The following is a 22,420-nucleotide window of genomic DNA, read 5'->3' as shown; positions in this document are numbered from 1 at the left end:
CGGCGCATCGACAGGGATACATGCACCATGAACAGCTTCTATGAAAAGGCCTTTCGACGCGTGCTCTTTCCCGTTTACGAAAGCGGCATCCGCCGTCGCGGCACGCTGGCGTGGCTGGCCGAGTACGAGCACAACCAATGGCTGTCGCCGAACCAACTGGAATCATTGCAATGGGAGCGCCTGAAGCGCCTGCTGGAGCACTGCTACCGCGAGGTGCCCTACTACCAGCGGCAATGGAAGGCGCTGGGCATCACGCCCGACGATATCCGCAACCGGGATGACTACGCCCGCCTGCCCATGCTCACCAAGGCCGATATCCGCGCGCAGGGCGACGATCTCAAAGCCCAGTCGTGGCGCGATCGCATGCTCTACAAGAACACCAGTGGCTCTACCGGCGAGCCGCTGCGCTTTGGCTATACCCGCGAGAGCAACGACCGCCGCAATGCGGTGATGTTTCGCGGCTACGGCTGGGCGGGATCACCGCCGGGACGTCGCAGCCTGGTGATGTGGGGCGGCGGCCTGGGCAATCCCACGCTGGCGCGTCGCTGGAAAGACCAGCTGTACCACGCCGCGTTCGGCCGACGCATCGTCAACAGCTTCCATATGACGGAAGCGAACATGAGCGAATACGCCGACCTCATCGATAGCTACCGCCCGGAAGTGCTGGCGGGCTATTTCAGCCCGCTGCTGCGGCTGGCGCAATGGCTGCTGGATACCGGCCGGCGCGTGCATTCGCCCAAGGCGTTCATCGTCAACGGCGAGGCCATGCACGAATTCCAGCGCGAGATCGTCGAGAAGGCGTTCGGCTGCCCCGCCTTCAATACCTATGGCTGCCGCGAATTCATGATGATCGCGGGTGAATGCGACCAGCACAAAGGCATGCACGTAAACATGGACCACTTGCTGGTGGAACGCGTGCAGCCGCCGGATGCCCACCTCGCACCGCTCACCGGCGAGGCGGTAGTCACCGATCTGTTCAACTACGGCATGCCATTCATCCGCTATGCCACCGGCGACCTTATTACCGCCTCGCCGCAGCTCTGTGCCTGCGGTCGCGGCCTGCCCCTGATCACCCAGGTGGAAGGACGCATGCTTGATGCCATCCGCACGCCGGACGGGCGCATTCTGCCGGGCATGTTCTTCCCCTTCCTGCTCAAGGAGGTGCCCGGCGTGCGGCAGTACCAGGTCGTGCAGCGACAGCTCGATCGCCTGGATGTTTCGCTGGTGCGCGGCGATGCCTTCAACGATGACTCGCTGGCGATGATCCATCGCGAGATCCGCAAGGTGCTGGGTGACTCCATCGAAGTGGCCTGCCACTTTGTGGACGACATTCCCTTGACCCGCAGCGGCAAGACGCGCCTCACCATCTCGGAACTGGCTTAGTGAACATCACCCACGTAGTGGAAAACCTCAATCGCGGCGGCCTGGAGCGCATGGTGCTTGAGTTGGTGAAGATCCAGCACCGCCAAGGCCACCGCTGCCAGGTAGTGTGCCTGTTCGAAACCGGCTCGCAGGCGCACGAGCTGGATGCACTGGGCATTCCCGTCATCGGCTGCCACAAGCGCGACGGGGTGGACTTTCGGGCGCTGGCCCGCGCCCGCCGCAGCTTCGCGCGCCACGGCACCGAGGTGCTGCACACGCATAACGCGGTGGCGCACTATCAGGCCGTGCTGGCAAGTTGCGGGCTGGGCATTCGACGCATCCTCAACACCCGCCATGGCATGGGCGTGAACCAGCGCACGGGGCGCCGCGAGTGGTTGTATCGCCGCGCGCTCGCGCATACCGATACCGTGGTGACGGTTTGCCAGGCGGCGCTGCGCGACGCGGTGGCGCGCGGCATCGTGCCCCGGGTAAAGGCCGAAGTGGTGCCCAACGGCATTCCGGTGAACCTGTTCGCGCCCGCCTCGCCCGATATGCGCCTGCGCCTGCTGGAAGCCTTGCAACTGCCCGCGCACGCCCCCCTCATCGGCACCGTGGGACGCCTCAACTGGGCCAAGGACCAGATCGGCCTGATCCGCGCCTTCGGCCAGGTGCATGCGCGGCATCCGCATGCCGCGCTGGTGCTGATTGGCGACGGCGAACTGCGCGCGCACCTGCAGCAGCGCGTGAACGACGAAGGCCTGCAACAGGCCGTGCATTTCCTCGGCGACCGCAACGACGTGCAGGCGTTGTTGCGTGGACTGGACCTGTTCGTGCTCTCGTCGCTCAGCGAGGGATATTCGATGGCCTTGCTGGAAGCCTGCGCCACCGCGCTACCCATCGTGGCGACCGACGTCGGCGGCAATGGCGAAATCGTGCACGACGGCCACACCGGGCGGCTGGTACCCGCCGGCGACCCGCCGGCCCTGGCCGAGGCCATGCTTGCCTTGATCCAGGCGCCCCAGAAAGCCAGTGCCTGCGGTCGTGCCGCACGCGAATGGGTGGAGCGCAACGGTTCGCTGGAAACCATGGCCGGCCGCTATGACCGGCTCTACCAAGACACGGAGCACTGAGCGATGCGCCTGCGCGTGCTCGTGTTGACCAACCTCTTCCCCACGCCTTGGGACCCGCTGCGCGGCGCCTTCAATCGTCAGCAATTCGAACGGCTGGCCCAGCATCACGACGTGGACGTGCTCACCGCCGTGGACTTTCGCGAGCGTCTGGCCGGACGCAAGGGCGAGGTATCGCTCAAGGCATTGCGCACCGACTACTTTACCTTTGTCTATCCGCCGCGCATCGGCCGCTCGCTGCACGCCGCGTGCTGGTACCTGTCGTTGCTTGCCCAGCGTGGCCGCCGCCTGCGTGCGGCGCATTACGATTGCCTGCTCGCCAGTTGGGCGTATCCCGACGCGGTGGCGGTAGGCTGGTTGGCGCGCAAGCTCGGTATTCCGTATGTGGTGAAAGTGCATGGCAGCGATCTCAACGTGCAAGCCACCTTCGCGCTGCGCCGGCCGCAAATCGCCTCCGCGCTGCGCGACGCCCATGCCGTGGTGGCGGTAAGCCAGGCACTCGGCGCCAAGGCCACCGCGCTGGGCGCGCAGCCGTCGCAGGTGCACGTGCTCTACAACGGCGTGGACCCCACCCTGTTCGCGCCGGGCTCCCTCAGCGAGGCGCGCAGTCGCCTCCAGCTATCCCCCGACGCCCCGCTGCTGCTGTACGTGGGTAACCTGAAGGACAGCAAAGGCTGCCTGGATCTGCTCGAGGCCTTCCCCGCCTTGCTGGCCGCACAGCCCCGGGCCCAACTCGCCTACGTCGGCGCCGGCCCATGCGCGGCAGCGCTACGCGAGCGCGCCAGCGTGCTGGGTTGTGCCGATCGAGTACAACTGGTCGGCGCCATCCCCCATGATGCGCTGGGCGACTGGTTCCGCGCCGCGGATCTGCTATGCCTGCCCAGCCACAATGAGGGCGTACCCAACGTGGTACTGGAAGCCATGTCGTGCGGCACCCCGGTGGTCGCCACGCAGGTGGGCGGCATTCCGGAAGTGGTGCCGGCGCTGGCCGGCTTGCTGGTGCCGCCGCACGACCCTGCCGCCCTGTCGGCGGCCTTGATCGAGGCCTGCGAGCGCCACTGGGATAGCGAGGCGATCGCCCTGCACGCCTCGGTCTTTCGCTGGGAAGACAACGTGCGCCATCTCGCCACCATCCTCAGCGAAGTGGTAGCGTCAGCGCCATCGCCAGCGAGGGCCGTTGCGTGAATATGCGACCCCATAAGCAGCGCCTGCTCCGCTGGCTGCCGGACAGCCTGCTGCAGACGCGCGGGCCGAGCCTCGATGGTGTGCGCTATCTCACCTTCGACGATGGCCCCGACCCGCAGCACACGCCTCGCCTGCTCGATCTTCTGGCCGAACATGGCGTGCATGCCAGCTTCTTCCTGGTCGGCCATCGCGTGGAACACCATCCCGAACTGGTGGCGCGCATGGTGCGGGATGGCCACCTGGTCGCCAACCATTCCTATTCCCACCGTGCGTTCCAGGCGATGACGCTGCGACAGCAGATGGACGAGTTCGCACGCACCGATGCCTTGCTGCAGGCGTTCGACGGGCAAGCCCGGCACCGCCTGCGCACGCCGCAGGGCCACCTCGATGCGCGCCTGCTGCTGCAGTGCGCACGCCAGTCGCGCAACATCGTGTACTGGTCGTACGACAGCCTCGACTACCAAAAGCCTGAGCACCACGATTTCGTCGCCCGCCTGCGCGCCGACCCGCCGCGTTCCGGCGACATCGTGCTCATGCATGACGACAGCGACCGCGCTACCGATGCACTCGCCGTGCTGCTGCCGGAATGGCAGCGTGCCGGCCACCAGTTCCGCGCCTTGCCAGGGATAGGACCATGAAGATCCTGTATCACCACCGCACGCGCGGCCGCCATGTGGAAGGCGTGCACATTCGCGGCATCGTCCATGCGCTACGCGACCTGGGCCACGACGTCACGGTGATGTCGTTCCCCGGCGCCGATCCCGAACACGAGTTCGCTGCCGCGCAGCCCGGCAAGCGCGGCCGACTCGCCGCACTGGTGGCGCACATGCCCGGCGTGCTGTTCGAACTGCTGGAGCTGGGCTACAACCTGGTCACCTTGTGGCGCATCGAACGGGCGATCCGTCAACAGCGTCCCCAGCTGATCTACGAGCGCTACTCGCTATTCCTGTTCGCCACCGTGTGGCTGGCGCGGCTGCATGGCATTCCCCTGGTGCTTGAGATCAACGACTCCGCCCTGGTGCATCGCGTGCGGCCGTTGAAGCTCACCGGCCTGGCCCGTCGCATCGAGGGCTGGTGCCTGCGCCAGTGCACCGGGTTGGTGTTCATCTCCAGCTATTTCCGCCAACAAGCGGAGGAAGCCTACGGGCGGATCGCGCCCTCGGTGGTGTCGCCCAACGCAGCGGACCTGTCCCGCTTCGATCCCCGCCGCTACGATCGCGAACGCCTGCGCGCCGAACGCGGGCTCAAGGGCTACGTGGTATGCGGTCACATCGGTGTATTTGCGCATTGGCACGGCGTGGACGGCTTCGTCGACGCCATCGCCCAGCGCTTGCGCGAACAACCCGAACTGTTGCTGGTACTGGTCGGCGACGGACGCACGCTACCGGCCGTGCGCGAGCTGGTGGCCGAGCGCGGCTTGTCGCATCGGGTGATCCTGCCCGGCCGGGTACCGCATGACGACGTGGCCGCCTGGATCGCATGCATGGATTACGCCGTGCTGCCCGACTCCAACCTCTACGGCTCGCCCATGAAGCTGTTCGAACTCATGGCGATGGGCGTGGCCGTGGTCGCGCCCGATTACGAGCCTGTCACGGAGGTCATCAGCGACGGGCACACCGGCTGGCTTTTCCCGCGCGGCGAACTCGATGCCTGTGTGCAACGCGTGCTGGATCTGGCCACCCAGGAAGACGAACGCCGACGCATCGGCCACGCCGCGCGCGACTATGTCGTACGCGAACGCCAGTGGCGCAACAACGCCGAGCAATTGCTCTCGCTGGTGCCGACGGAGGCCGTGGGATGAGCCTGCTACTTTTGATCCTGGTGGTGGTGCTCGCCATGATGGCGGTGGTGCTGCGGCGGGCGATCTACGCGCGCAACATGCAGATATGGCTGGGCAGCTACCTGCGCCGGCGCGTGCCCGATCCGGGCAAGGGCACGGTGCATGTGATGTTCTGCTTCGTCGATCACTTCGAGCCTGCCTGGGGCAAGGCACCGCTGGAGACACAGCGCGCCCGGGTGGACCGCTGGTGCCATGAATACCGGTTGCTGGCCAATGCACACCGCGACGCTGACGGCCGGCCGCCGCAGCACACCTTCTTCTATCCGGAAGAAGAATACGTCGACGAACACCTCGACAAACTGGCGGCGCTCTGCGCGGATGGCTACGGCGAGATCGAGGTGCACCTGCATCACGACAACGACACCGAAGCCAATTTCCGCAGCACCATCGCCCGCTTCAACCAGGTGTTGCACGAACGCCACGGCGCGCTATCGCGCGACCCCGACACGGGTGAGCTGCGCTTTGGTTTCATCCACGGCAACTGGTGTCTGGACAACTCGCGTGCGGATGGCCGTTGGTGTGGCCTCAACAACGAGCTGGTACTGCTGCGCGAACTGGGCTGCTATGCCGACTTCACCCTGCCCTCCGCGCCCAGCGACACGCAAACGCGCACCATCAATGCCATCTACTACGCCACCGATGACGTCGCGCGCCCCAAGTCGCACGACACCGGCGTGCCGGCGCGTGTCGGCGGCCAGCCCAGCGGCGACCTGTTGATCGTACAGGGTCCACTGGGACTCAACTGGCGCGAGCGTCGGCTGGGTGTGATTCCCCGCGTGGAGAATGCCGACGTACGCGCCTCCTGCCCGCCCAGCGATGCGCGCGTGGATGCCTGGGTGCGCGCCGGCGTGCAGGTGGAGGGCCGCCCGGATTGGATCTTCGTGAAGATCCATACGCACGGCACGCAGGAGCGCGACATGGATACCTTGCTCGGCGAACCCGTACACGCCATGCATCGCTACCTGGAGCAGCGCTACAACGACGGCAACCGCCATATGCTGCATTACGTCACCGCGCGCGAGATGTACAACATCATCAAGGCGGCCGAGGCGGGCAAGCGCGGCAATCCCAACGAATACCGCGACTTTGCACTCCCGCCGCCACCGCACCGGGCGTATTGACATGCGCACCGTGCTGATCTGCCATGCCTCGGACCGCTTTGACCGCGAAGGACTCGCCGCGTGGCTGGACTCCTTCTCCGAGTTGGCGGGTATCGTCGTGCTGGAGGAAACCCCGCAACAGATGCGCGCCCGCGTGCGACGCGAAATCCACCGCGTGGGCTGGCTGCGCTTTCTGGACGTGATCGCCATGCGCCTTTACCAGCGCCTGGCGTTGGCTCGCCGCGACGGGACATGGACTGAGCAAGCCCTGGCCACGCTTCGCCAGCGCTACGGTGCCGCACCCTCGGTGCCGCAAGTGATGGCTGCCGACGTGAACGATCCGGCAGTGCTCGCCTTTCTGAAAAAGGCGGCGCCCGACGTCGTGCTGGCGCGCTGCAAGCAACTGCTCAAGAAGCGGCTGCTGGCGATTCCTCGCGTGGGCTGCTTCGTGATGCATCCCGGCATCTGCCCGGAGTACCGCAATGCGCACGGTTGCTTCTGGGCGCTTTCCGAACGTGACTTGGAGCGCGTGGGCATGACCTTGCTGAAGGTCGATGCCGGTGTGGATACCGGGCCGGTGTACGGCTACTTCAGCTACCCGTTCGACGAGCGGCGGGAATCGCATGTGGTTATCCAATACCGCGTCGTGCTGGAGAACCTGGAACGCATCGCCGCGCGCTTGCAGGAGATCGCACGCGGGGATGCCAGCACCATCGATACCCGCCATCGCGCCAGCGCGGCCTGGGGCCAGCCCTGGCTCAGCCGATACCTGCGCTGGCAGCGCGCGGCGGCAAAGGCCGGCGAACGATGAGCATGCCCGTGCTGATGTATCACGATGTGGTCGACGCCGGCATGCCGGACCAGAGCGGCTTCCCCGGCGCTGCCGCCGCCCACTACAAGCTCGATACGGCGCATTTCACCGCGCACCTCCATGCGCTCGCTTCCAGCGGCCTGCACTTTCCCTCCGTGTTGGCACAGGAAGCATCCGCCGATCGAACCTGCCTGCTCACCTTCGACGATGGTGGCGAGAGCGCGACCCGCGTGGCCACACTGCTGGATCGCCATGGCATGCGCGGGCACTTTTTTATCACCACGCAACGTATCGGCACCGCGGGCTTTGCTTCCGCGGCGGAGCTGCTTGCCCTGCACCGCGCGGGCCATGTGGTGGGTAGCCACTCCCACACGCACCCTGCGGACATTTCCAGCCTCGATCACGCTGCGCTGGCTGCGCAGTGGGTGGAAAGCCGCGACCGCCTCGAGCAGATACTCGGCGAGCCCGTACAGGTTGCCTCGGTGCCTGGCGGCTTCTATACGCACCGCGTGGCGCGGGTGGTGGCTGCCGCAGGCTTTCGCTACCTGTTCACCTCCGAGCCCACCGTAGCCATGCATAGCGTAGAAGCCTGCCGCGTGCTGGGACGCTACGCCGTATGGCATGACACGGCCGCACGGGACGCGCTGGCATTGGCCACCGGCGAAGGATCGCAACGCCAGCGCCAATGGCTGAGCTGGAACCTCAAGAAGCCGCTCAAGCGCTGGTCACGGCCGGTCTATCAACTGGTGCGTCGTCGCTGGCTGGGTGAACATTCCTAACGCCCCAGACGCTCAGGCGACACTGGCGTCTTGCGCGCGACCGGACAACCGACGCGCCCAGCGATACAGGCCGCGCATAGGCGCGATCATGCCAAAGCGCGCCAACGGGCTGGCCCCACGGACCAGATACAACGAACCGCAGGGCACCTGCCGATTGGAAAGGACGCGCTTGTACTGGTTGTCGCCATAACCGAAATCGATGACATCGCCCGGGTGACGCTCCAGCAGGTCGCATACCGCCTGGAACACCAGGGCCGAACCGGCGCCGAGCGGGGCGAACTCTTCGTCATAGCCGGTATCGTCCATCAGGTAGCGACCATCGTGGCGATAGCCGTGCACATACGCCACCGCTCGATCTCCCAGCAACAACAGGTGCCCCACCAGGCGCCCCTGCGCCGCCAGCCGCCGAAACAACTCGACCCGCGCGGGCAGCTGCCAATCGATCGGCAGCTCCTTGGCGTGCCAGCTGTTCGCGTACACCTGATTCATCAGCGCCGCGTAGGTTTCCATGTCATCCGGATGCTCGAACACACGCATGTGCGCCTGCTCGCCTAGCTTCTTGTACACATTGCGCTGACGACGCGTGAGATCGTTGCGCTTCTTGGAGCCCAGCGCGCCCAGCCAGTCGCCTAGCGCGGGAGCGGGATCGATCGACCAGCTCACCTGATCGAGCAGGTTCGATTGCACCGGGGTAAAGCGATGCGGCCCCAGCGCCAAGGCCTGCGCAAAGCTATTGGGCAAACTCGTCTCCTGGATGCGCAGCACGCGTGCGCGGCGCGTATGTCGCAACACCTCGGCCACTGCACGCTCCACTTGCACACGCCACGCTGGCGACGCCACCACGCCCGAACCAAGCAACCGCAACGCGCGCCCACGATAGATCGGCACCTGATGCGGCCCCAGCGCGAGACGGGCGTGGTGTACATAGGCGAGCAGCGGCGCGTAGCCCACCACGTTGCCATCCGGCGCACGCACCACCACCACATGCGGCGAGAAGATCTCGCCGCGCCAGGCAAGTTCGAACAACAGCCAATCCGGATGCTGCACCACGCCCGAAGCGGCACCGGGCATATCCGCCACCCGCGCCAGCGCATCGCGCAACTGGCGCAGTTCTTCCGTGCCATGCACGGTGATGGCGGTGATGGACGCGTCGCTGGACAACATCATGGCGAGATCCAGGCTCCCTATCCTTGTAGACAACTAAGGCCGCGCATCAACACGCGTCCGGGTGGCCCCAGGCGCTGCGCCACCGAGGCAATGAACTGGTAATCATCGTCGGCCCAGTAGCGCACCAGCACGCTGGCCGGCAGGAACACCACCAGGAAGACGGCGCTACCCAGCAGGAAGCCAAAGGGGTTGGCGACCCAATGTGTCACCAGCCACGCCGTCGCGGTCGCCAACAGCCCGATACCGAACAAGCGCGCCATAGCCCCCACCGGCAAGCCGCCCGTGGTGGCACGGCGCAGGTAGTAGATCGCCAGCAACAACTCGGAGAACCGCGTACCCGCATAGGCCAGCACCGCGCCGGTGAGCCCAAGCCAGGGAACCAGCGCCAAGCCAAGCACGGCGTTGACGGTCAGCGAGATCATGGCGATGCGTACGCGGTCACCTTGCCGGTCCACCACGGTCTGGTAGGCAGCGATGCCATTGACCACCAACAGCAAGCCCGCCAGCACCAGCATGGTTTCAATGGCGGGAATCGCGTCCACGTAGCGGTGCCCATACATCAGGGTAACGATATCGGGCGTGGTGACCAGGCCGAGCCCGGCAATGAGCAACCCCAATGCCCAATAGAAGCGCGAAGCTTCGCCGAGAAAGCGCACCGCGTTCTCATGCCCCTTCTGGCCGTACGACTTGGACATATACGGCAGCAAAGTCGACGTCAGCCCCACCGAGAACAACTGCACCGCCCCCTTGGTCAAGGTTCCGGCGATCGCAAAAAAACCCACGGCGGTGGTGGTACTGAACGTGTTGAGCAGGAACACTTCAATGGTGCCCGCCTTGCAGGAACCCACCAGGATCAGCACGGCGGTGAGCCGCAAATGGCGCACCAGCCGCGCCTTCAGCTCCAACGGGATCGGACCTTTTCCGAACGGCACGCAGTAGTGTCGATAGGCCACGCGGTTGATCAGGTTGAGCAGCAGGCATGCCACCGTGAACAAGCCGACGAAGGCCAGCAACCCCGCATGCAGCACCATGGCCGCAAGCACCAGGCCCATACCCACCACGCCACCCAGCACGGTAGCGATAGCTTCCGGCTCGAAGTGCTCCTGCCCCTTAGCAATCGCCACACGCATGGCGTAGTTGGCCTTGCTCACCGTGGCCACCACCACCATCGCCGCTGCCGGCAGCAGGCCGTTATGCCATTCGGCCGGCTGGATGATGGTCAACGCCAGCAGGAACAGCCCCACCACGATCAGGCTGCTCTTGTGCTGCACCTGGTTGAGCCAATAGGCGATATGGGAGGCGACCTGGGTTTGCCCGGCACCCTCCGCTTCGGCGATGAACTTGGTCGACGACGTGGTAAGCGCGTGATTGCTGCAGACGATCAACCACCCACACAACCACACGGTGAAGGCGTAACGGCCAAAGTCGGACGGTCCCAGCGCGCGCGCGATCCACACACTCACCAGCAAGCCGAGCGCGAACTCGATATAGCTCGATACCGAAACGATGGTGACGCTGCGCAGGATGGCGGTACGGCTGCTCATGCGGTGCTCCGCATGCATCGCTGACCCTGCCGTTGGGAGGCTGCGCCCCTGTTGCGCGGCCCCCGATTCATGGCGAGGCCTGCGCTGCAGGCGATGCCGGAGGCGACGCGCCACTGCCCGGCGGCTGCCGCATCAGCCACTGCACGACGCCACTGCCGCGGTTGTTCCAATTGAACCGGCGCTTGGTGTCGTCGAGCTTGCCGCAAGCGGGGCTATATGAACTGGAGAGCTTCTCGAAGCGCTCCTTCAAGGCCGCACTCTGCTTGGGGTCGGTTTCGAAGTAGTAGGCCGCCGCTACCGGCAACGCCAACTCCACGTCGTGGGCGTCGCTGTACCAACCTTCCGATTCCTGAATCTTGCGCAAGGCATCGATCTTGGCCTTGGAGGACGACCAATACCAGGCAATCTGTCCATCTGCGCCTGAACACGGGTTACGCCAATCGTGCGGATTCACCAGCAGGTCGCGACTGATCCATCCGTACTGCTCCAGATAGCGGCCAAACCCGGCAATCATGCCCGGAATGCGCTTGTCCCCGGTGACCAGCCACGCATGCCATAGACCATCGATGATGTTCTCGGTCATCCACGGCGAGGCACCGCGCACATCGCTGGCGGGGTTCCAATCGTCGTTCTCGTGGATATTCCAGCTATTGCGCCAGGAGCCATCGTCGCCCAATCCGTCCGGGTTGTTGCGCTGGTGCTCATACAGCCAACCCACCCGATCGTTCACCTTGGCCAGCCAGCGCTTGTCGCCGGTGAGTTCATACGCGCTCACCGTGGCCAACAAACCCAGCCCGGCGAGTCGTTCGGTGAAGTACTGCTGCGGCTTGGTGTAAGGACCGGGCCGATTGTTCCAGCCGCCGTTGTCCCACAGCGTCGCCATCTTCTCCACCATCGCGCTGTCGTAGGTCACATCGTCGCCGGTGAGCGCAAGGGAAAGCAGAATGGGCTCGATATAGACGTACTTCACGTCGCAAGGCTTGTCGTTATACGTCCAGCCGCCCGCACAACCAGGGCTCTCCGGCATACCGTCGCGCTTGATGTACTTCATGTAGAAGCGGTAACTGAGATCGGCCGCCTGCAGGTAGTCCAGCCGACCGGTACGAATGTACGCCTTGAACAAGGTCGAGGATCGATCAAACAGGAATGCGGTGGAATCGTCCGCCGGCAAGCGACCGGCCCATTTGAACTGGGTGGCGACATAGTTGGCGTAAGCCTCGTTCGGTGCGGCGACCGCCTGCGGGCCGGCGATCAGCGAAGCGGTCAGCCATTCGGGGGTAAGCGTGGCGAGCGCGGCAGGCACGCGAAGGCCCTTTTCCCCCTCCACCAATCCCGTATCGTACGGCCAGCCGGCGATCTCCTGCTGGCGCGGTTTGTCGATCGCGAAGTAGAAGGTCTCCTCATCGGAGGTGAGCGGTGCACGGAATTGCACACGTACGGCGCGGATGCTGTTGTCCTTGGCGTACCAATGCAGCACGGTCTTGGCGACCGAAGGCACTTCGTTGCCCTTCTCGTCGAGAATCCGCAGCAGTTGCGGGTCCTTCAGCGTATCCGGCGCAAACGGAATGCCCATGGTCACCAGCGCAGGCGAACGGTCTCCCACGTTGCGATGGACCACGATGCGCTGATCGGGTAGCAACTCGCCCTGCGCGGCAGTCGCTGTTCCGGCCTGCGTGGCCGGCGACGGGTTGGTATGCGCCTTGGTTGCCGAGTGTGTAGAGGCAGCCGCAGCCGCGCCCGCGAACAGCAGCAGCACACCCAGGGCGACGCGGCAGCGACGCGCGATGGCGATATCAGGCCACATGCGCTATCCGCTCCACCATCTTCTGCTCCCAACGGAACGCGGTGGTGACGATAAAGTCCAGGTCGTCATATTGCGGATGCCAATCCAGCACCTCCTGCAGGCGCGCGCTCTGCGCGATCAACATGGCCAGATCGCCGGCGCGACGCGGACGTTCCACCACATTGAGCGCGCGACCGCTGACCCGCGTCACCGAGTCGATCACTTCGCGCACGCTGTAGCCATGCCCATAGCCGCAATTGAGCGTGAGCGACGAGCCGCCGCGACGCAGGTGATCCAGTGCACGCAAATGCGCGGCCGCCAGATCCTCCACGTGGATGTAATCACGAATGCCGGTACCATCCGGCGTGTTGTAATCGGTGCCGTAGATGCACAAGCTCTCGCATTTGCCGACCGCATGTTCGCACGCGGCCTTGATAAGCAAGGTGGCATGCGGGGCGGAATGACCGATGCGCCCCAGAGGATCGCAACCCGCGACATTGAAGTAGCGAAGGATCACATGCCGCAAGCTCGATGCCGCGCTCAAGTCGCGCAGGATGTTCTCCGACATCAGCTTGGACATGCCATACGGGTTGACGGGGTTGGTGGGTGTTTCCTCATCCGCGATCCCGGCCTCGGTCAGGCCGTACACCGCCGCCGTCGATGAGAAAATAAAGTGCTGCACGCCGGCTTCCGCACAACTGGCCAGCAGGTTGCAGGTGTTGCAGGTGTTGTTGCCGTAATACTTGACCGGATCACTCACCGACTCGGGCACTACGGTATGCGCCGCGAAATGCAGCACCGTATCGACCCGGTAGCGTTCGAGCACCCTCGATACCAGGCCTCGATCGCCGATATTGCCCACGACGAGTTCGGCACCGTGCACGGCTTCGGCGTAACCGGTGGAAAGATTGTCGATCACCACCACGTGCTCTCCGCGCGCCACCAGCTGCTGCACGACGTGACTACCGATATAGCCGGCTCCGCCGGTGACGAGGACTCCATTCATGGCGAAGCACCTGCATGGGCTGTGGGAAAATTGCGGCAGAGCCACGCCTCGATGTGGTCGATCAGATGCCGCCGATCGTCCACCAGCACGTAGGTGTGGTCGGTTTCCTCGATGTAGCGCGTGCTCACGGCCGGGCTGGCCATGACGCTGCCGAAGCACTCGCGGAACTGCCGCGAGTGGTTGAAATACATGTTGATGCCGCCGCTGTAGATCATGCAGAGCTTGAGGCCCCGCCCGACCATATCGCGCAGGTCTTCGCTCACGACGTCCTGCGGCAGCGGCGCCACGCCGAAGGACGGTGCGTCACCCTTGGCCAGTTCACGCGACTTGCGCCCCAGCCAGCGCGTCCATCTGCGCAGGTTGAACACGCGCGGAAGGTAATAGCGCAGTTTGAAACCCAGCGTGCGGTAGGCAAAGCCATCCAAGAACACCACGCCGGTGAGCCTGGTGTGGCTGGCCCGATCGCGGGCCACGGTATGCGCTTTCTCGGCGCCCGAGCACAGGCCCACCAGCACGAAGCGGGAACACCCGGCCTGCTGCTGCAGCAGGCTCATGGCGTCGTCCACATCGGCGCAAACCTGCTGCGCGCGCGTCTGCGACTCCCCGGACGCACCGCTGTCGCCAATGGTGGACATGTCAAAGCGCAAAGTCGCATAACCCAGCGCATTCATGCGACGCGTCATATCGACATTGAGGCGAAACGGACCGACGCGATGCACCAGCCCCGCATTGAGAACGATCACGCCCACCGGCGCTGGGGTGGATTCGGGCAGCCCGGCGATGCCCACCAGGTGCTGTGCGCGTCCAAACCGGAAGGCCCGCTCGATCATCCGCACGCTCCGCTCAAATGCGAGCTGACGGTCTGGACCACGGGATGCGAGATGATGGCCGCTTCCAGTCGGGCCAGGTCGTCCCACGGCGTGGCGGGTTCGATCACGCGGATGCTGCTGGCATCCACCGACAAGCCTTTCCAATCGTGCGGCGCGGCATCGCCCAAGGTGTCGAGCAGCAGCGATGGTCGCTTGTGCCAGCCGGCATGCAGGGCGCCGATCTGTCGGCGCAGTGCCGGGTTAACCTCAAAACCAAGCCATTGACCTGCGGCATCCACCCATTCGCGCGGGCGCACGAAACGCTTGGTGTCGCGTCGCAAGGCGTCCTGCAGCGCATCGAGCGTGGCGACGTAGGCATCCCCATGCAACACGGGATCCCACACCAGGACATCGTCCAGCCGCGCCGCCTGAGCGGCTGCAAGTGCCACGCTGCCACCCAGGCGAGCGCCAAACGCCACCACATGATCGATACCCGCACGCGCGCGCAACTCGTGCGCCGCCGTGGCGGTGTCTTGCAGGCAACGATCCCAATCCACTTCGCTACTTGCACCGGCCGAATCACCGCAGCCGTAGTAGTCGAATCGCAAGACCGGCATGCCCTCCGCCGCCAGCGTGCTGGCAAGTTGTCGGTATAGACGATGGCAACGGATATAGTCCTGGCCCAACGGCGCGCACAACAGCACTGCCTTACCCATCGAGCGGGGAGCCGGATGATAGATGCCGAATAGCTCCCCGCGCGTACCGAAGAAAAACGGAAGCTCTTTATCAGGCCGTTTCATCGTTTGTATACCACCGTCACCAGGTATTCGTTCTCGTGGTAGGACTGCCCTACCGTGTCGCTGTGCTGGATCTGGCGCACATAGGAAGTGCCCCAGCTCCAGTGCTGGGTCAGCTGATGATTGAACGCCAGGCCGTAGCGATAGCCCTTGTCGTGGCGATCGATGCTGTCGTACGTCACCCGTTCGCCGGTGGCGAAGCCCGATATCGATACGCTTTGGGTGAGCTTGTAGTCCGTGGTGAAACCCAATCCCTTGGCGGATTGGTTCAGCGTGGTCGTGTTGATGTAATCGAGCTTGCTATACGACGGCACGACCGAGAAGTTGAGGCGTTCATCGCGATAGCTATAGGTGGCCGAGATCTGCCGTTCCTTGTATACGTCCGAGCTGATGACCACGCTGCCCACGCCAATGGTTCCGCGGGTGGCGTCCATCGCCTCGGTGAGCGGCTGCAAGGGCACCAGTTCGCCGCCCACGGAGACATTGGTGGGTTGCAGCATGTCCTGCGCCGCATCGGCGTATTGGTACGCACCGTTGATGGTGATGGTGCTGCGTGGCGTAAGACTCCAGCCCAGCACAATGCGCGCGAGCGGGCTGCTGTAGGAGCCGCCCTGGGTAAATTTGATTTGCGACCAGCCCAGCGATGCGTCGATGCTCAGGTGCGTGAGCCGGCTGGTGTAGCGCGCGTAAGCCGCATAATCGTCGTAGTTGGAGCCCGCCGTGCTGCTGCTGAAGTCGACGTGCTGGTACTCCACGTTGCCGGAGATCTGGTCGGTGGGGCTGATATCGCGAAACAGACGCAGCGCGGCTTGTCCACGCGATGAATTGAACTCGTCCACCTTGGATGCATAGCTATTGATGTAGTGCACTTCCGCGTCGCCCGTCATACCCTCGCCCACGCGAAAATGCAGGGTCGGGCCGATGGCAAGTACGTTGGTTTGCTGCTGATTGCCCGGCGCATTGGCGGCCAGGGAGTTCACCGGCGCCACGCCTGCGTAATCCTGCACGGTGAGATCGAGCCGCTGGGGAATCACCGCCCAGTTGGCTTGCCCCGCGACCTGGGCCACGGTCTGGTTGGCGAAGGTGTTGCCGGAATAGTTGCGATATTCCAGGTTGCCGGTAACGTTGGCCTGCACCGCGGAACCCTGCTGGGTGTAAGCGAATGTGACGCCAGGAGCCAACACATTGGTGCTGATCGGCGCGGTGGTGGTCAGTGCGGCGTTATCGGTGTGCTCGCCCGTCACATAGACCGACCAGTCGAACTGCGACGCGTACACGTTGCCCGAGCACGCCGCCAGGGCAACCATGATCGATCGAGCCAGTGTTGTGCGTACTGCCATGTCCCTTCCCCTGGTGGAGTCGTCGCTGGAACCGCCTAGGTCAACTCGCAGTACGGCCCTTCACGGCACGTGGTTAAACACCACACCGGCCATTTTTTCGGGATCGAAATTGGTGACTGCCTGACTGATCGCCCCTGGCGTGTCGCGCCCATAACCCGCCACCACCACCACAAAGTCGGCCAGGTCCGAAAGGATGCGTGCGTCCGGTGAGCCCTTGATGGCGGGCCCGTCCAGGAACAGGTAGCGATCGGGATAGCGACAGCGCAGCGAGTCGAGCATGGTGCTCATGCGGAACGAGGAGAAATACTCGCCGCTGTTCTCGCGTGCCTTGCCCGCCGGAATCAGGCGCATGCGCGGAATACCGGTTCGGTACAGCACCGGCTCGATGCCCAGCGAAGGCTGTTCCAGAAAGTCGATCAGGCCACCACTGAGCGGCTCCACGCCCAACGCTTTGTGCTGACTGGGATAGCGCAGATTGCAGTCGATCAGCAAACTGGTTTTGGCTTCATCGAACGCAAAGGCCGCCGCCAGATTGCGCGTGACGAAGCTGCCACCTGAGCGCGGGCTTACTGAAACCACCAACGTGACGAAGTTCTGCTGGCCCGCGATGCCGAGCAGGCGCGTACGAATCTCGCGGAATGCATCGGACTGGCGACGCACCGACTCATCGCGATGGATCAACCGGCGTTCTTCCAGCTGCAGCGGCACCAGCTCCTGGCCGCTCTCGTTCATGCGCGCGATCGAGTGACCCGGTGAGCCATGGCGCTGCAGGCTCCGCGCCGCTTCTTCCAACACATTCTCGAAGCTGTCGGAGGCGTCGTTCACGTTGTCGTCTTTGATGTTCATCCCTTCAGCCTCAGCCAGAACACGCCCAGGTAGATCGCCGCAATGCCCGCCAGCGTGACCATCAGAAACAGGTTTTGCCGATGCTCTCGACGACGATCATCGGGGGTGGGATAGAACGGGATGGAGGCCAGCACGGCGAGACCCGTCGCCTGCTCCAGGCGCTCTACCGAACGCACGCGTGGATCCAGCCGCACCAGCCCGAACAACAGGCCCACCGGCACTGCCAATGCCAGCGCGAGCCCCGCAATGCTGAAGTGCATGAAACGCAGGCCCGAGGGCACCAACGGCATCACGGCGGGGTTCTGGATCAGGAAGGTCAGACCACGCTGCTCGGCATCCAGGTTCATGGACACACGTGCGTTCTCGCGACGCTTGAGCAGATCCTGATACACGTCCCGATTGACGTTGTAGTCACGCGTGAGCTCGGCCACCACGTTCTCGGAATTGGCGATGCGGGCGCTGCGCTGCAGTTCGGTTTGCAAAGCCGCTTCGCTGGCACCCAGGCGCGCCGCAGCCGCCGCAGTGGAGGCGCGCGTGGTGCTCAACTGGGTCTTGATCTGCTGATAGGCCGGATTGAACTGCACGCGGCTATCCAGTGTCGTTGGTGTGCCGGACAGTTGCGCGGCCGCCTTGCGCTGGTCTTCCTGCGCCATCTGCTGGCGAAGGTCCTGCATCTGGTGACGTATGCGGACCACGTCCGGGTATTCCTCGGTATAGGTCAGCAGCAGCTTGTCCAACTGCGCCTGCAGATCGGCCATCTGGGTTTGGTAGACGCCACCCACCGTCTCCACCGTGCTCACTTCCGACTCGCCGGTGAGCTGGGACGCCAGCGAACCTTCCTGCGAACGGCGCTCCATCAGATCCATGCGCGCCTGCTCGATCTGGCTGCGCAACTGGCTGATGCGCGCATTGGTATCGGTCTCGCTGCCCGGGCGCGCATCTTCGTTGGTGCCGCGATAGGCCTTGAGCTTGTCCTCCGCATCGGTGAGCTTGCTGCGGTAGGCCTCGACCTGGCTGTTGATGAACTCGTAGGCTTCGCGACTTTCACGCTGCTTGGAAGCCAGGCTTTCGCTGATGAACAGCTGCGCGAACTGCCGCGTCACCTCGTAGGTACGGCGGGGATCGGTATCGAAATAGCTGATGGTGATGAGGTTGTCGCGCTCCATCAGCACCTTGGTGCGCGACTTGATGCCTTCCACGATGCGATCCTGTTCGATCGGCGAGGGGTGCTTGGCCGCCCAGCCGCCGACAACCAGGATCTGGTTCATCACGTCGCGGCTGAAGATCACGTCGCGGGCGATGCTGGCTCGGTTCTTGTTGGCCGTCGCCGATGCCGCGCCCTCCATCAGCGGCGAGATGATGTTGCTCTCCTGCGCGATGATGGTGGTGGATGCCTCGTATTTCTTCGGCCACAGCGTGCCGGTGACCAGGGCCGCCAGGGCAATCAGCGCGAACAGCACGCCCATGGTCACTCGCCGACGACGCGCCTCGCTTACCAGTGCTGGTACCAGGCTCGCAAAAGGTGTGAGTTCGCCACTCATAGCTATTCCCTCGATCCGGTTCCCTGGATCACGGCGGGCGTCAAAACGCCCGCAACGGCACGGTCACCACGTCACCAGGCTGCACCGGATAATTGGTGGCCAGGTCCCCTTGTTGCAGCACTTTGTCCAGCCGCACCGCATAGGGCGTGGTTACGCCATCGGCGGTCTTGCGATAGAGCTCGGTGCGGTCGGGCGCGGCGAATTCGGTGGTGCCACCAGCCGCCAGCACCGCATCCAGCACGGTCATGCCCTGCCGGTAAGGAATGGACACTGGCGAGCGAACAGCACCGGTTACGCGCACGCGTGAGAGGTATTCGTGGCTGCGCAGCTCGGTGAGGATCACCGCTACCTGCGGGTCGCGCACGTAGGCTTGCAGCTTGTCCTTGATCTCGCCGGCCACTTCCTCCGGCGTCTTGCCGCCCGCGACCACATCGCCAATCAGCGGCACGGTGATCTTGCCGTCCGGACGCACCGGCACGCTTACGCTCAAATCGGGGTTATGCCAGACGGTGATCTGCAGTTGGTCATCGACACCAATGCGGTAGGTCGTCACAGCCTGCGCCTGTGGATCGATCTTGGGCGCCTCTGTCGACCCGCCACCGGTCGCGCAGGCGCTCAACAACAGCACCGCACACAGTACGAAAAGCTGACGAAGACTCTTCATGGCCGCCCCCTGGTTCAAAAGTGTGAACTGCGTCACGACTGAGTATATCCAATAGAAAATCCCGCTTGACAAAGCCATTAGAGCTATGACTTGCCGCACATGGACGGCCATCGCAACCGCACCGCCAGCCGCGATGGAAGGCTCTCGCTACCGCGCGCTCGCCTCTAGCAGCCAGACGGCCTAGGCAGGGCCGGCCCACTGATCCGACGCGGTAGGCGGGCTACATCCGACACATGAGAGCAACCCCGCCGGGGCAGCCGATTTAGACCATTTGGCCGATACGTCCGGACGCTCCACCCATCGGGCCGCATCCAACTCATTCCGACACGGCCAGGTACGCACTTGCCAACCGCGCCGACCGCAGCGGGAGCGCCTTGCGTCGTCAGGGGTTGCATGGCGCGCGCCTCTGCCGCCGCTTAGATCGAGCGATGCAGCAAATGCCTCGCCAGAAAGCGCGCTTAAAGGATGTGTAACGGGTGCCATCCAGGAATCAGGCACCCGGCTCGCATGGCGATGACGCGGGTGGGCGCGCGTCAGGATTCGCGACTGAGATACAAACCAAAGTAACGATCCAGCGAATGCGCCGGATAGAAAGGAATATCACAGCGGCGATCGGTGTTCTCCCAGCGATCGCGCACGACATAGCCCAGCTCTCGCAAGCCATCCACGAACTCGCGCTCAGCAATGACGCGATACGGGCAACAGGAAACCCCGGTGTTCTGCACGGTGAAGTACGACACCGTCATATGGATGGGCACGGAGTTCAGCAGCAAATGCGCCGGTCGCCGATCGAGCTGGGCGAGCAACTGCGCCAACGTGTAATCAAGGTACTGCAGCGAACCCGCCGCAAAGAACACATTGGCATCGCCGGCATCCTCGGGACGAGAGGTGAAACTGAGGTGGCGCAGGCTATCGTTCTTTTCCGCCCATGCCGCACCGGCCTCCATCACCGCCGGCACGTCCATTACCGTCCAGCGCACGGTATCGGGGTAACGGAAATAGCGCTGATATGCGTAATACGCAATGCCGATATGGCCACCCAGATCGAACACGGAGGTCTGCCCCTCCTCGAACAGGCGCGACAACCACCACATCGCGGGGTAGTCGTTGAGAAACACGCGCCGCGTGCGCTCCCGATAAAAGGAGGCGGATGCCGCGTTGTCGTACCCCTGCAGCAGACTCTGCGGAATACTTGCCTGCGCTTCCGCAAAGCTGGAGTACACGCCGCGATAGAGATTGCGCATGGTGGAATCGTGCGCACGAAAACGCCGCTCGTACCTGGCGCGCAGCAAGCCGCCAATACCCGGCCAATGCGACGCTTGCTCCACTATGCCCTGGATCGTCGTATGACTATCCATACCGCCCCCGTTGCCATGTGATGCCCCGCACCACCGCATACGCGGCAACTCGCAAAGCCCTGCCCGCACTATCAGCCCAAACGCCCGCCCCGGGCAGACTCACGAACGCTCTATGGCCATCAGCCTAGGGGGACAGCGTGGAAGCAGCCTGATCGTGACGTGGCGCGGCGCGGCGCGTCCGGCCTGCCGTGTGCCCGTGGTGCAGCTCATCGGAAGGGCTAAAAAGTAGGCCGAGATCAACTTGGCATGACCTGAGACACTGCGCCGGCGGGCGCCGTTTCATAGGCGAATTACCGGCCAATTTCCCGGGCATTTTTCCGGCAGGCAAAAGAAAAGGGACTTAGCTTTCGCTAAGTCCCTATCTTTTTGGTGGGCCGTCTAGGATTCGAACCTAGGACCAATTGATTAAGAGTCAACTGCTCTACCAGCTGAGCTAACGGCCCAAAACTTGTTTTTACTTACCGGCTCAACTGGGGTGGAAGATGGGACTCGAACCCACGACCCTCGGAATCACAATCCGATGCTCTAACCAGCTGAGCTACATCCACCGCAAACTTGAACTGGCGCGCCCGACAGGAATCGAACCTGCAACCGTCGGCTTAGAAGGCCGATGCTCTATCCGGTTGAGCTACAGGCGCTTGTGCACATTGTGCATCAGCATCTGCTGGTCGGGGCAGAGGGATTCGAACCCCCGACATCCAGCTCCCAAAGCTGGCGCTCTACCAGGCTGAGCTATACCCCGATTTCGAACCCTCAACCTTCTCGGGCTGAAGCCTTGAAATGCTACGGGTGACGCGTAGCCTAGTCAATCCGTATAAAGCATACCGAACTTTCTCACTACGTTCGGTCCGTTTGGCGATTCACTGCCTTGCGGTGCAAATCGTTGTGCGAACACATCGACTTGCTAAATTTGGCGCGCCCGGAGAGATTCGAACTCCCGACCACCAAGTTCGTAGCCTGGTACTCTATCCAACTGAGCTACGGGCGCGTTTTCAAAACATTTTGCCTTGCCGCTTAACCACCTTAGTGGAAAGCGCCGAAGCGAGAAGCGGAATTATTCAGATTCGAGGCCGGCGCGTCAATACTTTTTTTCATATTTTTTTCATCGATTGCTGAAGAAGCTTCTGCAAAACGATGAAAACGCGTCACCCGAGCTGCATAGTTTATGCCATCCGCTTCGGGTTTCGCCAGACCTTTCCGGCAAAAAATTTCACAAATAGTGATATGGGGTGACAACACCCTGCATGGACACCGTTACGCGGCGCTCGCGCTTCGCATGACGCGCTACGCGTGACGTGCTGCATGCGTACTGAGACTCGTCGCCTGCCCCGCACGATGTGTGTGGCGTGGTGACCGCGATA

Annotated in this window: 19 protein-coding genes and 5 tRNA genes; 8 read left to right on the top strand and 16 right to left on the bottom strand. The window is 63.7% G+C overall.

Going from position 1 to position 22,420, the window contains the following annotated elements; translation table 11 throughout:
* Positions 1–27: 27 nt before the first annotated feature.
* The 8 genes from JHD67_RS12150 to JHD67_RS12115 are packed head-to-tail and all read left to right on the top strand — an operon-like array spanning position 28 to position 8,204.
* Positions 28–1,383 (top strand): phenylacetate--CoA ligase family protein, encoded by a 1,356-nt coding sequence (locus JHD67_RS12150; protein ID WP_199099443.1) that lies wholly within the window; start codon positions 28–30, stop codon positions 1,381–1,383.
* The gene (locus JHD67_RS12145) at positions 1,383–2,492 is read left to right on the top strand and encodes a glycosyltransferase (RefSeq protein WP_199099442.1); all 1,110 of its coding nucleotides are present in this window, start codon (positions 1,383–1,385) and stop codon (positions 2,490–2,492) included. Before JHD67_RS12150 ends, JHD67_RS12145 begins: the two co-directional genes overlap by 1 nt.
* Positions 2,493–2,495: 3 nt before the next feature.
* Complete coding sequence (locus JHD67_RS12140) at positions 2,496–3,674, top strand: glycosyltransferase family 4 protein (RefSeq protein ID WP_199099441.1); 1,179 nt, start codon at positions 2,496–2,498, stop codon at positions 3,672–3,674.
* 2 nt (positions 3,675–3,676) lie between these two features.
* Positions 3,677–4,312 carry a polysaccharide deacetylase family protein gene (locus tag JHD67_RS12135; protein ID WP_233171845.1) on the top strand — a complete coding sequence of 212 codons (636 nt, stop codon included), beginning with the start codon at positions 3,677–3,679 and terminating at the stop codon, positions 4,310–4,312.
* On the top strand, positions 4,309–5,475 hold the full coding sequence (locus JHD67_RS12130; RefSeq protein ID WP_199099439.1) for a glycosyltransferase family 4 protein: 1,167 nt from the start codon (positions 4,309–4,311) through the stop codon (positions 5,473–5,475). The genes JHD67_RS12135 and JHD67_RS12130 overlap by 4 nt, the downstream gene beginning before the upstream one ends.
* Positions 5,472–6,635, top strand: coding sequence for a hypothetical protein (locus JHD67_RS12125; RefSeq protein ID WP_199099438.1), 1,164 nt, complete (start codon positions 5,472–5,474; stop codon positions 6,633–6,635). The genes JHD67_RS12130 and JHD67_RS12125 overlap by 4 nt, the downstream gene beginning before the upstream one ends.
* A gap of 1 nt (position 6,636) precedes the next feature.
* On the top strand, positions 6,637–7,425 hold the full coding sequence (locus JHD67_RS12120) for a formyltransferase family protein (RefSeq protein ID WP_199099437.1): 789 nt from the start codon (positions 6,637–6,639) through the stop codon (positions 7,423–7,425).
* Positions 7,422–8,204, top strand: a complete 783-nt coding sequence (locus JHD67_RS12115) for a polysaccharide deacetylase family protein (protein ID WP_199099436.1) — start codon at positions 7,422–7,424, stop codon at positions 8,202–8,204. The genes JHD67_RS12120 and JHD67_RS12115 overlap by 4 nt, the downstream gene beginning before the upstream one ends.
* 12 nt (positions 8,205–8,216) lie before the next feature.
* Here JHD67_RS12115 and JHD67_RS12110 read toward each other — a convergent pair whose 3' ends face one another.
* The 16 genes from JHD67_RS12110 to JHD67_RS12035 all read right to left on the bottom strand — a co-directional run bounded on the left by JHD67_RS12110 (position 8,217) and on the right by JHD67_RS12035 (position 22,047).
* Positions 8,217–9,371, bottom strand: coding sequence for a GNAT family N-acetyltransferase (locus tag JHD67_RS12110; RefSeq protein ID WP_199099435.1), 1,155 nt, complete (start codon positions 9,369–9,371; stop codon positions 8,217–8,219).
* Positions 9,372–9,388: 17 nt separating this feature from the next.
* Positions 9,389–10,915 (bottom strand): oligosaccharide flippase family protein, encoded by a 1,527-nt coding sequence (locus JHD67_RS12105; protein ID WP_199099434.1) that lies wholly within the window; start codon positions 10,913–10,915, stop codon positions 9,389–9,391.
* A gap of 67 nt (positions 10,916–10,982) precedes the next feature.
* On the bottom strand, positions 10,983–12,719 hold the full coding sequence (locus JHD67_RS12100; RefSeq protein WP_233171844.1) for a hypothetical protein: 1,737 nt from the start codon (positions 12,717–12,719) through the stop codon (positions 10,983–10,985).
* Positions 12,709–13,704, bottom strand: coding sequence for a UDP-glucose 4-epimerase GalE (gene galE, locus JHD67_RS12095; protein ID WP_199099433.1), 996 nt, complete (start codon positions 13,702–13,704; stop codon positions 12,709–12,711). The genes JHD67_RS12100 and galE overlap by 11 nt, the downstream gene beginning before the upstream one ends.
* Positions 13,701–14,534 carry an alpha/beta hydrolase gene (locus tag JHD67_RS12090; protein WP_199099432.1) on the bottom strand — a complete coding sequence of 278 codons (834 nt, stop codon included), beginning with the start codon at positions 14,532–14,534 and terminating at the stop codon, positions 13,701–13,703. The genes galE and JHD67_RS12090 overlap by 4 nt, the downstream gene beginning before the upstream one ends.
* Positions 14,531–15,313: an alpha/beta hydrolase gene (locus JHD67_RS12085; protein WP_199099431.1), complete on the bottom strand. Its 783-nt coding sequence runs from the start codon at positions 15,311–15,313 to the stop codon at positions 14,531–14,533. The genes JHD67_RS12090 and JHD67_RS12085 overlap by 4 nt, the downstream gene beginning before the upstream one ends.
* Positions 15,310–16,650, bottom strand: coding sequence for an outer membrane beta-barrel protein (locus JHD67_RS12080; protein ID WP_199099430.1), 1,341 nt, complete (start codon positions 16,648–16,650; stop codon positions 15,310–15,312). Before JHD67_RS12080 ends, JHD67_RS12085 begins: the two co-directional genes overlap by 4 nt.
* A 60-nt stretch (positions 16,651–16,710) precedes the next feature.
* The gene (locus JHD67_RS12075) at positions 16,711–17,496 is read right to left on the bottom strand and encodes a polysaccharide biosynthesis protein (protein WP_199099429.1); all 786 of its coding nucleotides are present in this window, start codon (positions 17,494–17,496) and stop codon (positions 16,711–16,713) included.
* Positions 17,493–19,037: an XrtA system polysaccharide chain length determinant gene (locus tag JHD67_RS12070; RefSeq protein ID WP_199099428.1), complete on the bottom strand. Its 1,545-nt coding sequence runs from the start codon at positions 19,035–19,037 to the stop codon at positions 17,493–17,495. The genes JHD67_RS12075 and JHD67_RS12070 overlap by 4 nt, the downstream gene beginning before the upstream one ends.
* 40 nt (positions 19,038–19,077) lie before the next feature.
* Positions 19,078–19,701 (bottom strand): XrtA/PEP-CTERM system exopolysaccharide export protein, encoded by a 624-nt coding sequence (locus JHD67_RS12065; protein WP_199099427.1) that lies wholly within the window; start codon positions 19,699–19,701, stop codon positions 19,078–19,080.
* A 533-nt stretch (positions 19,702–20,234) separates the two neighbouring features.
* Positions 20,235–21,059: a TIGR04325 family methyltransferase gene (locus tag JHD67_RS12060; RefSeq protein WP_199099426.1), complete on the bottom strand. Its 825-nt coding sequence runs from the start codon at positions 21,057–21,059 to the stop codon at positions 20,235–20,237.
* Positions 21,060–21,426: 367 nt separating this feature from the next.
* Positions 21,427–21,502 (bottom strand) — tRNA-Lys (locus tag JHD67_RS12055).
* Between the two features lie 28 nt (positions 21,503–21,530).
* Positions 21,531–21,607: transfer RNA gene (locus JHD67_RS12050), tRNA-His, on the bottom strand.
* Between the two features lie 13 nt (positions 21,608–21,620).
* Positions 21,621–21,697 (bottom strand) — tRNA-Arg (locus JHD67_RS12045).
* Positions 21,698–21,724: 27 nt separating this feature from the next.
* Positions 21,725–21,801 (bottom strand) — tRNA-Pro (locus JHD67_RS12040).
* A gap of 169 nt (positions 21,802–21,970) precedes the next feature.
* Positions 21,971–22,047, bottom strand: a tRNA-Arg gene (locus JHD67_RS12035).
* Positions 22,048–22,420: the final 373 nt, after the last annotated feature.

It is taken from the genome of Dyella sp. ASV21, assembly GCF_016428975.1.
GTDB lineage: Bacteria > Pseudomonadota > Gammaproteobacteria > Xanthomonadales > Rhodanobacteraceae > Dyella.
The sequence above is the reverse complement of the archived record's forward strand: the minus strand, read 5'-3'. Positions and strand labels throughout refer to the sequence as shown.

Coding starts and splice junctions, on each gene's coding strand:
- JHD67_RS12150 (WP_199099443.1), top strand. CDS start 28: ATGAACAGCTTCTATGAAAAGGCCTTTCGACGCGTGCTCTTTCCCGTT.
- JHD67_RS12140 (WP_199099441.1), top strand. CDS start 2,496: ATGCGCCTGCGCGTGCTCGTGTTGACCAACCTCTTCCCCACGCCTTGG.
- JHD67_RS12135 (WP_233171845.1), top strand. CDS start 3,677: ATGCGACCCCATAAGCAGCGCCTGCTCCGCTGGCTGCCGGACAGCCTG.
- JHD67_RS12130 (WP_199099439.1), top strand. CDS start 4,309: ATGAAGATCCTGTATCACCACCGCACGCGCGGCCGCCATGTGGAAGGC.
- JHD67_RS12125 (WP_199099438.1), top strand. CDS start 5,472: ATGAGCCTGCTACTTTTGATCCTGGTGGTGGTGCTCGCCATGATGGCG.
- JHD67_RS12120 (WP_199099437.1), top strand. CDS start 6,637: ATGCGCACCGTGCTGATCTGCCATGCCTCGGACCGCTTTGACCGCGAA.
- JHD67_RS12115 (WP_199099436.1), top strand. CDS start 7,422: ATGAGCATGCCCGTGCTGATGTATCACGATGTGGTCGACGCCGGCATG.
- JHD67_RS12110 (WP_199099435.1), bottom strand. CDS start 9,371: ATGATGTTGTCCAGCGACGCGTCCATCACCGCCATCACCGTGCATGGC.
- JHD67_RS12105 (WP_199099434.1), bottom strand. CDS start 10,915: ATGAGCAGCCGTACCGCCATCCTGCGCAGCGTCACCATCGTTTCGGTA.
- JHD67_RS12100 (WP_233171844.1), bottom strand. CDS start 12,719: ATGTGGCCTGATATCGCCATCGCGCGTCGCTGCCGCGTCGCCCTGGGT.
- galE (WP_199099433.1), bottom strand. CDS start 13,704: ATGAATGGAGTCCTCGTCACCGGCGGAGCCGGCTATATCGGTAGTCAC.
- JHD67_RS12090 (WP_199099432.1), bottom strand. CDS start 14,534: ATGATCGAGCGGGCCTTCCGGTTTGGACGCGCACAGCACCTGGTGGGC.
- JHD67_RS12085 (WP_199099431.1), bottom strand. CDS start 15,313: ATGAAACGGCCTGATAAAGAGCTTCCGTTTTTCTTCGGTACGCGCGGG.
- JHD67_RS12080 (WP_199099430.1), bottom strand. CDS start 16,650: ATGGCAGTACGCACAACACTGGCTCGATCGATCATGGTTGCCCTGGCG.
- JHD67_RS12075 (WP_199099429.1), bottom strand. CDS start 17,496: ATGAACATCAAAGACGACAACGTGAACGACGCCTCCGACAGCTTCGAG.
- JHD67_RS12070 (WP_199099428.1), bottom strand. CDS start 19,037: ATGAGTGGCGAACTCACACCTTTTGCGAGCCTGGTACCAGCACTGGTA.
- JHD67_RS12065 (WP_199099427.1), bottom strand. CDS start 19,701: ATGAAGAGTCTTCGTCAGCTTTTCGTACTGTGTGCGGTGCTGTTGTTG.
- JHD67_RS12060 (WP_199099426.1), bottom strand. CDS start 21,059: ATGGATAGTCATACGACGATCCAGGGCATAGTGGAGCAAGCGTCGCAT.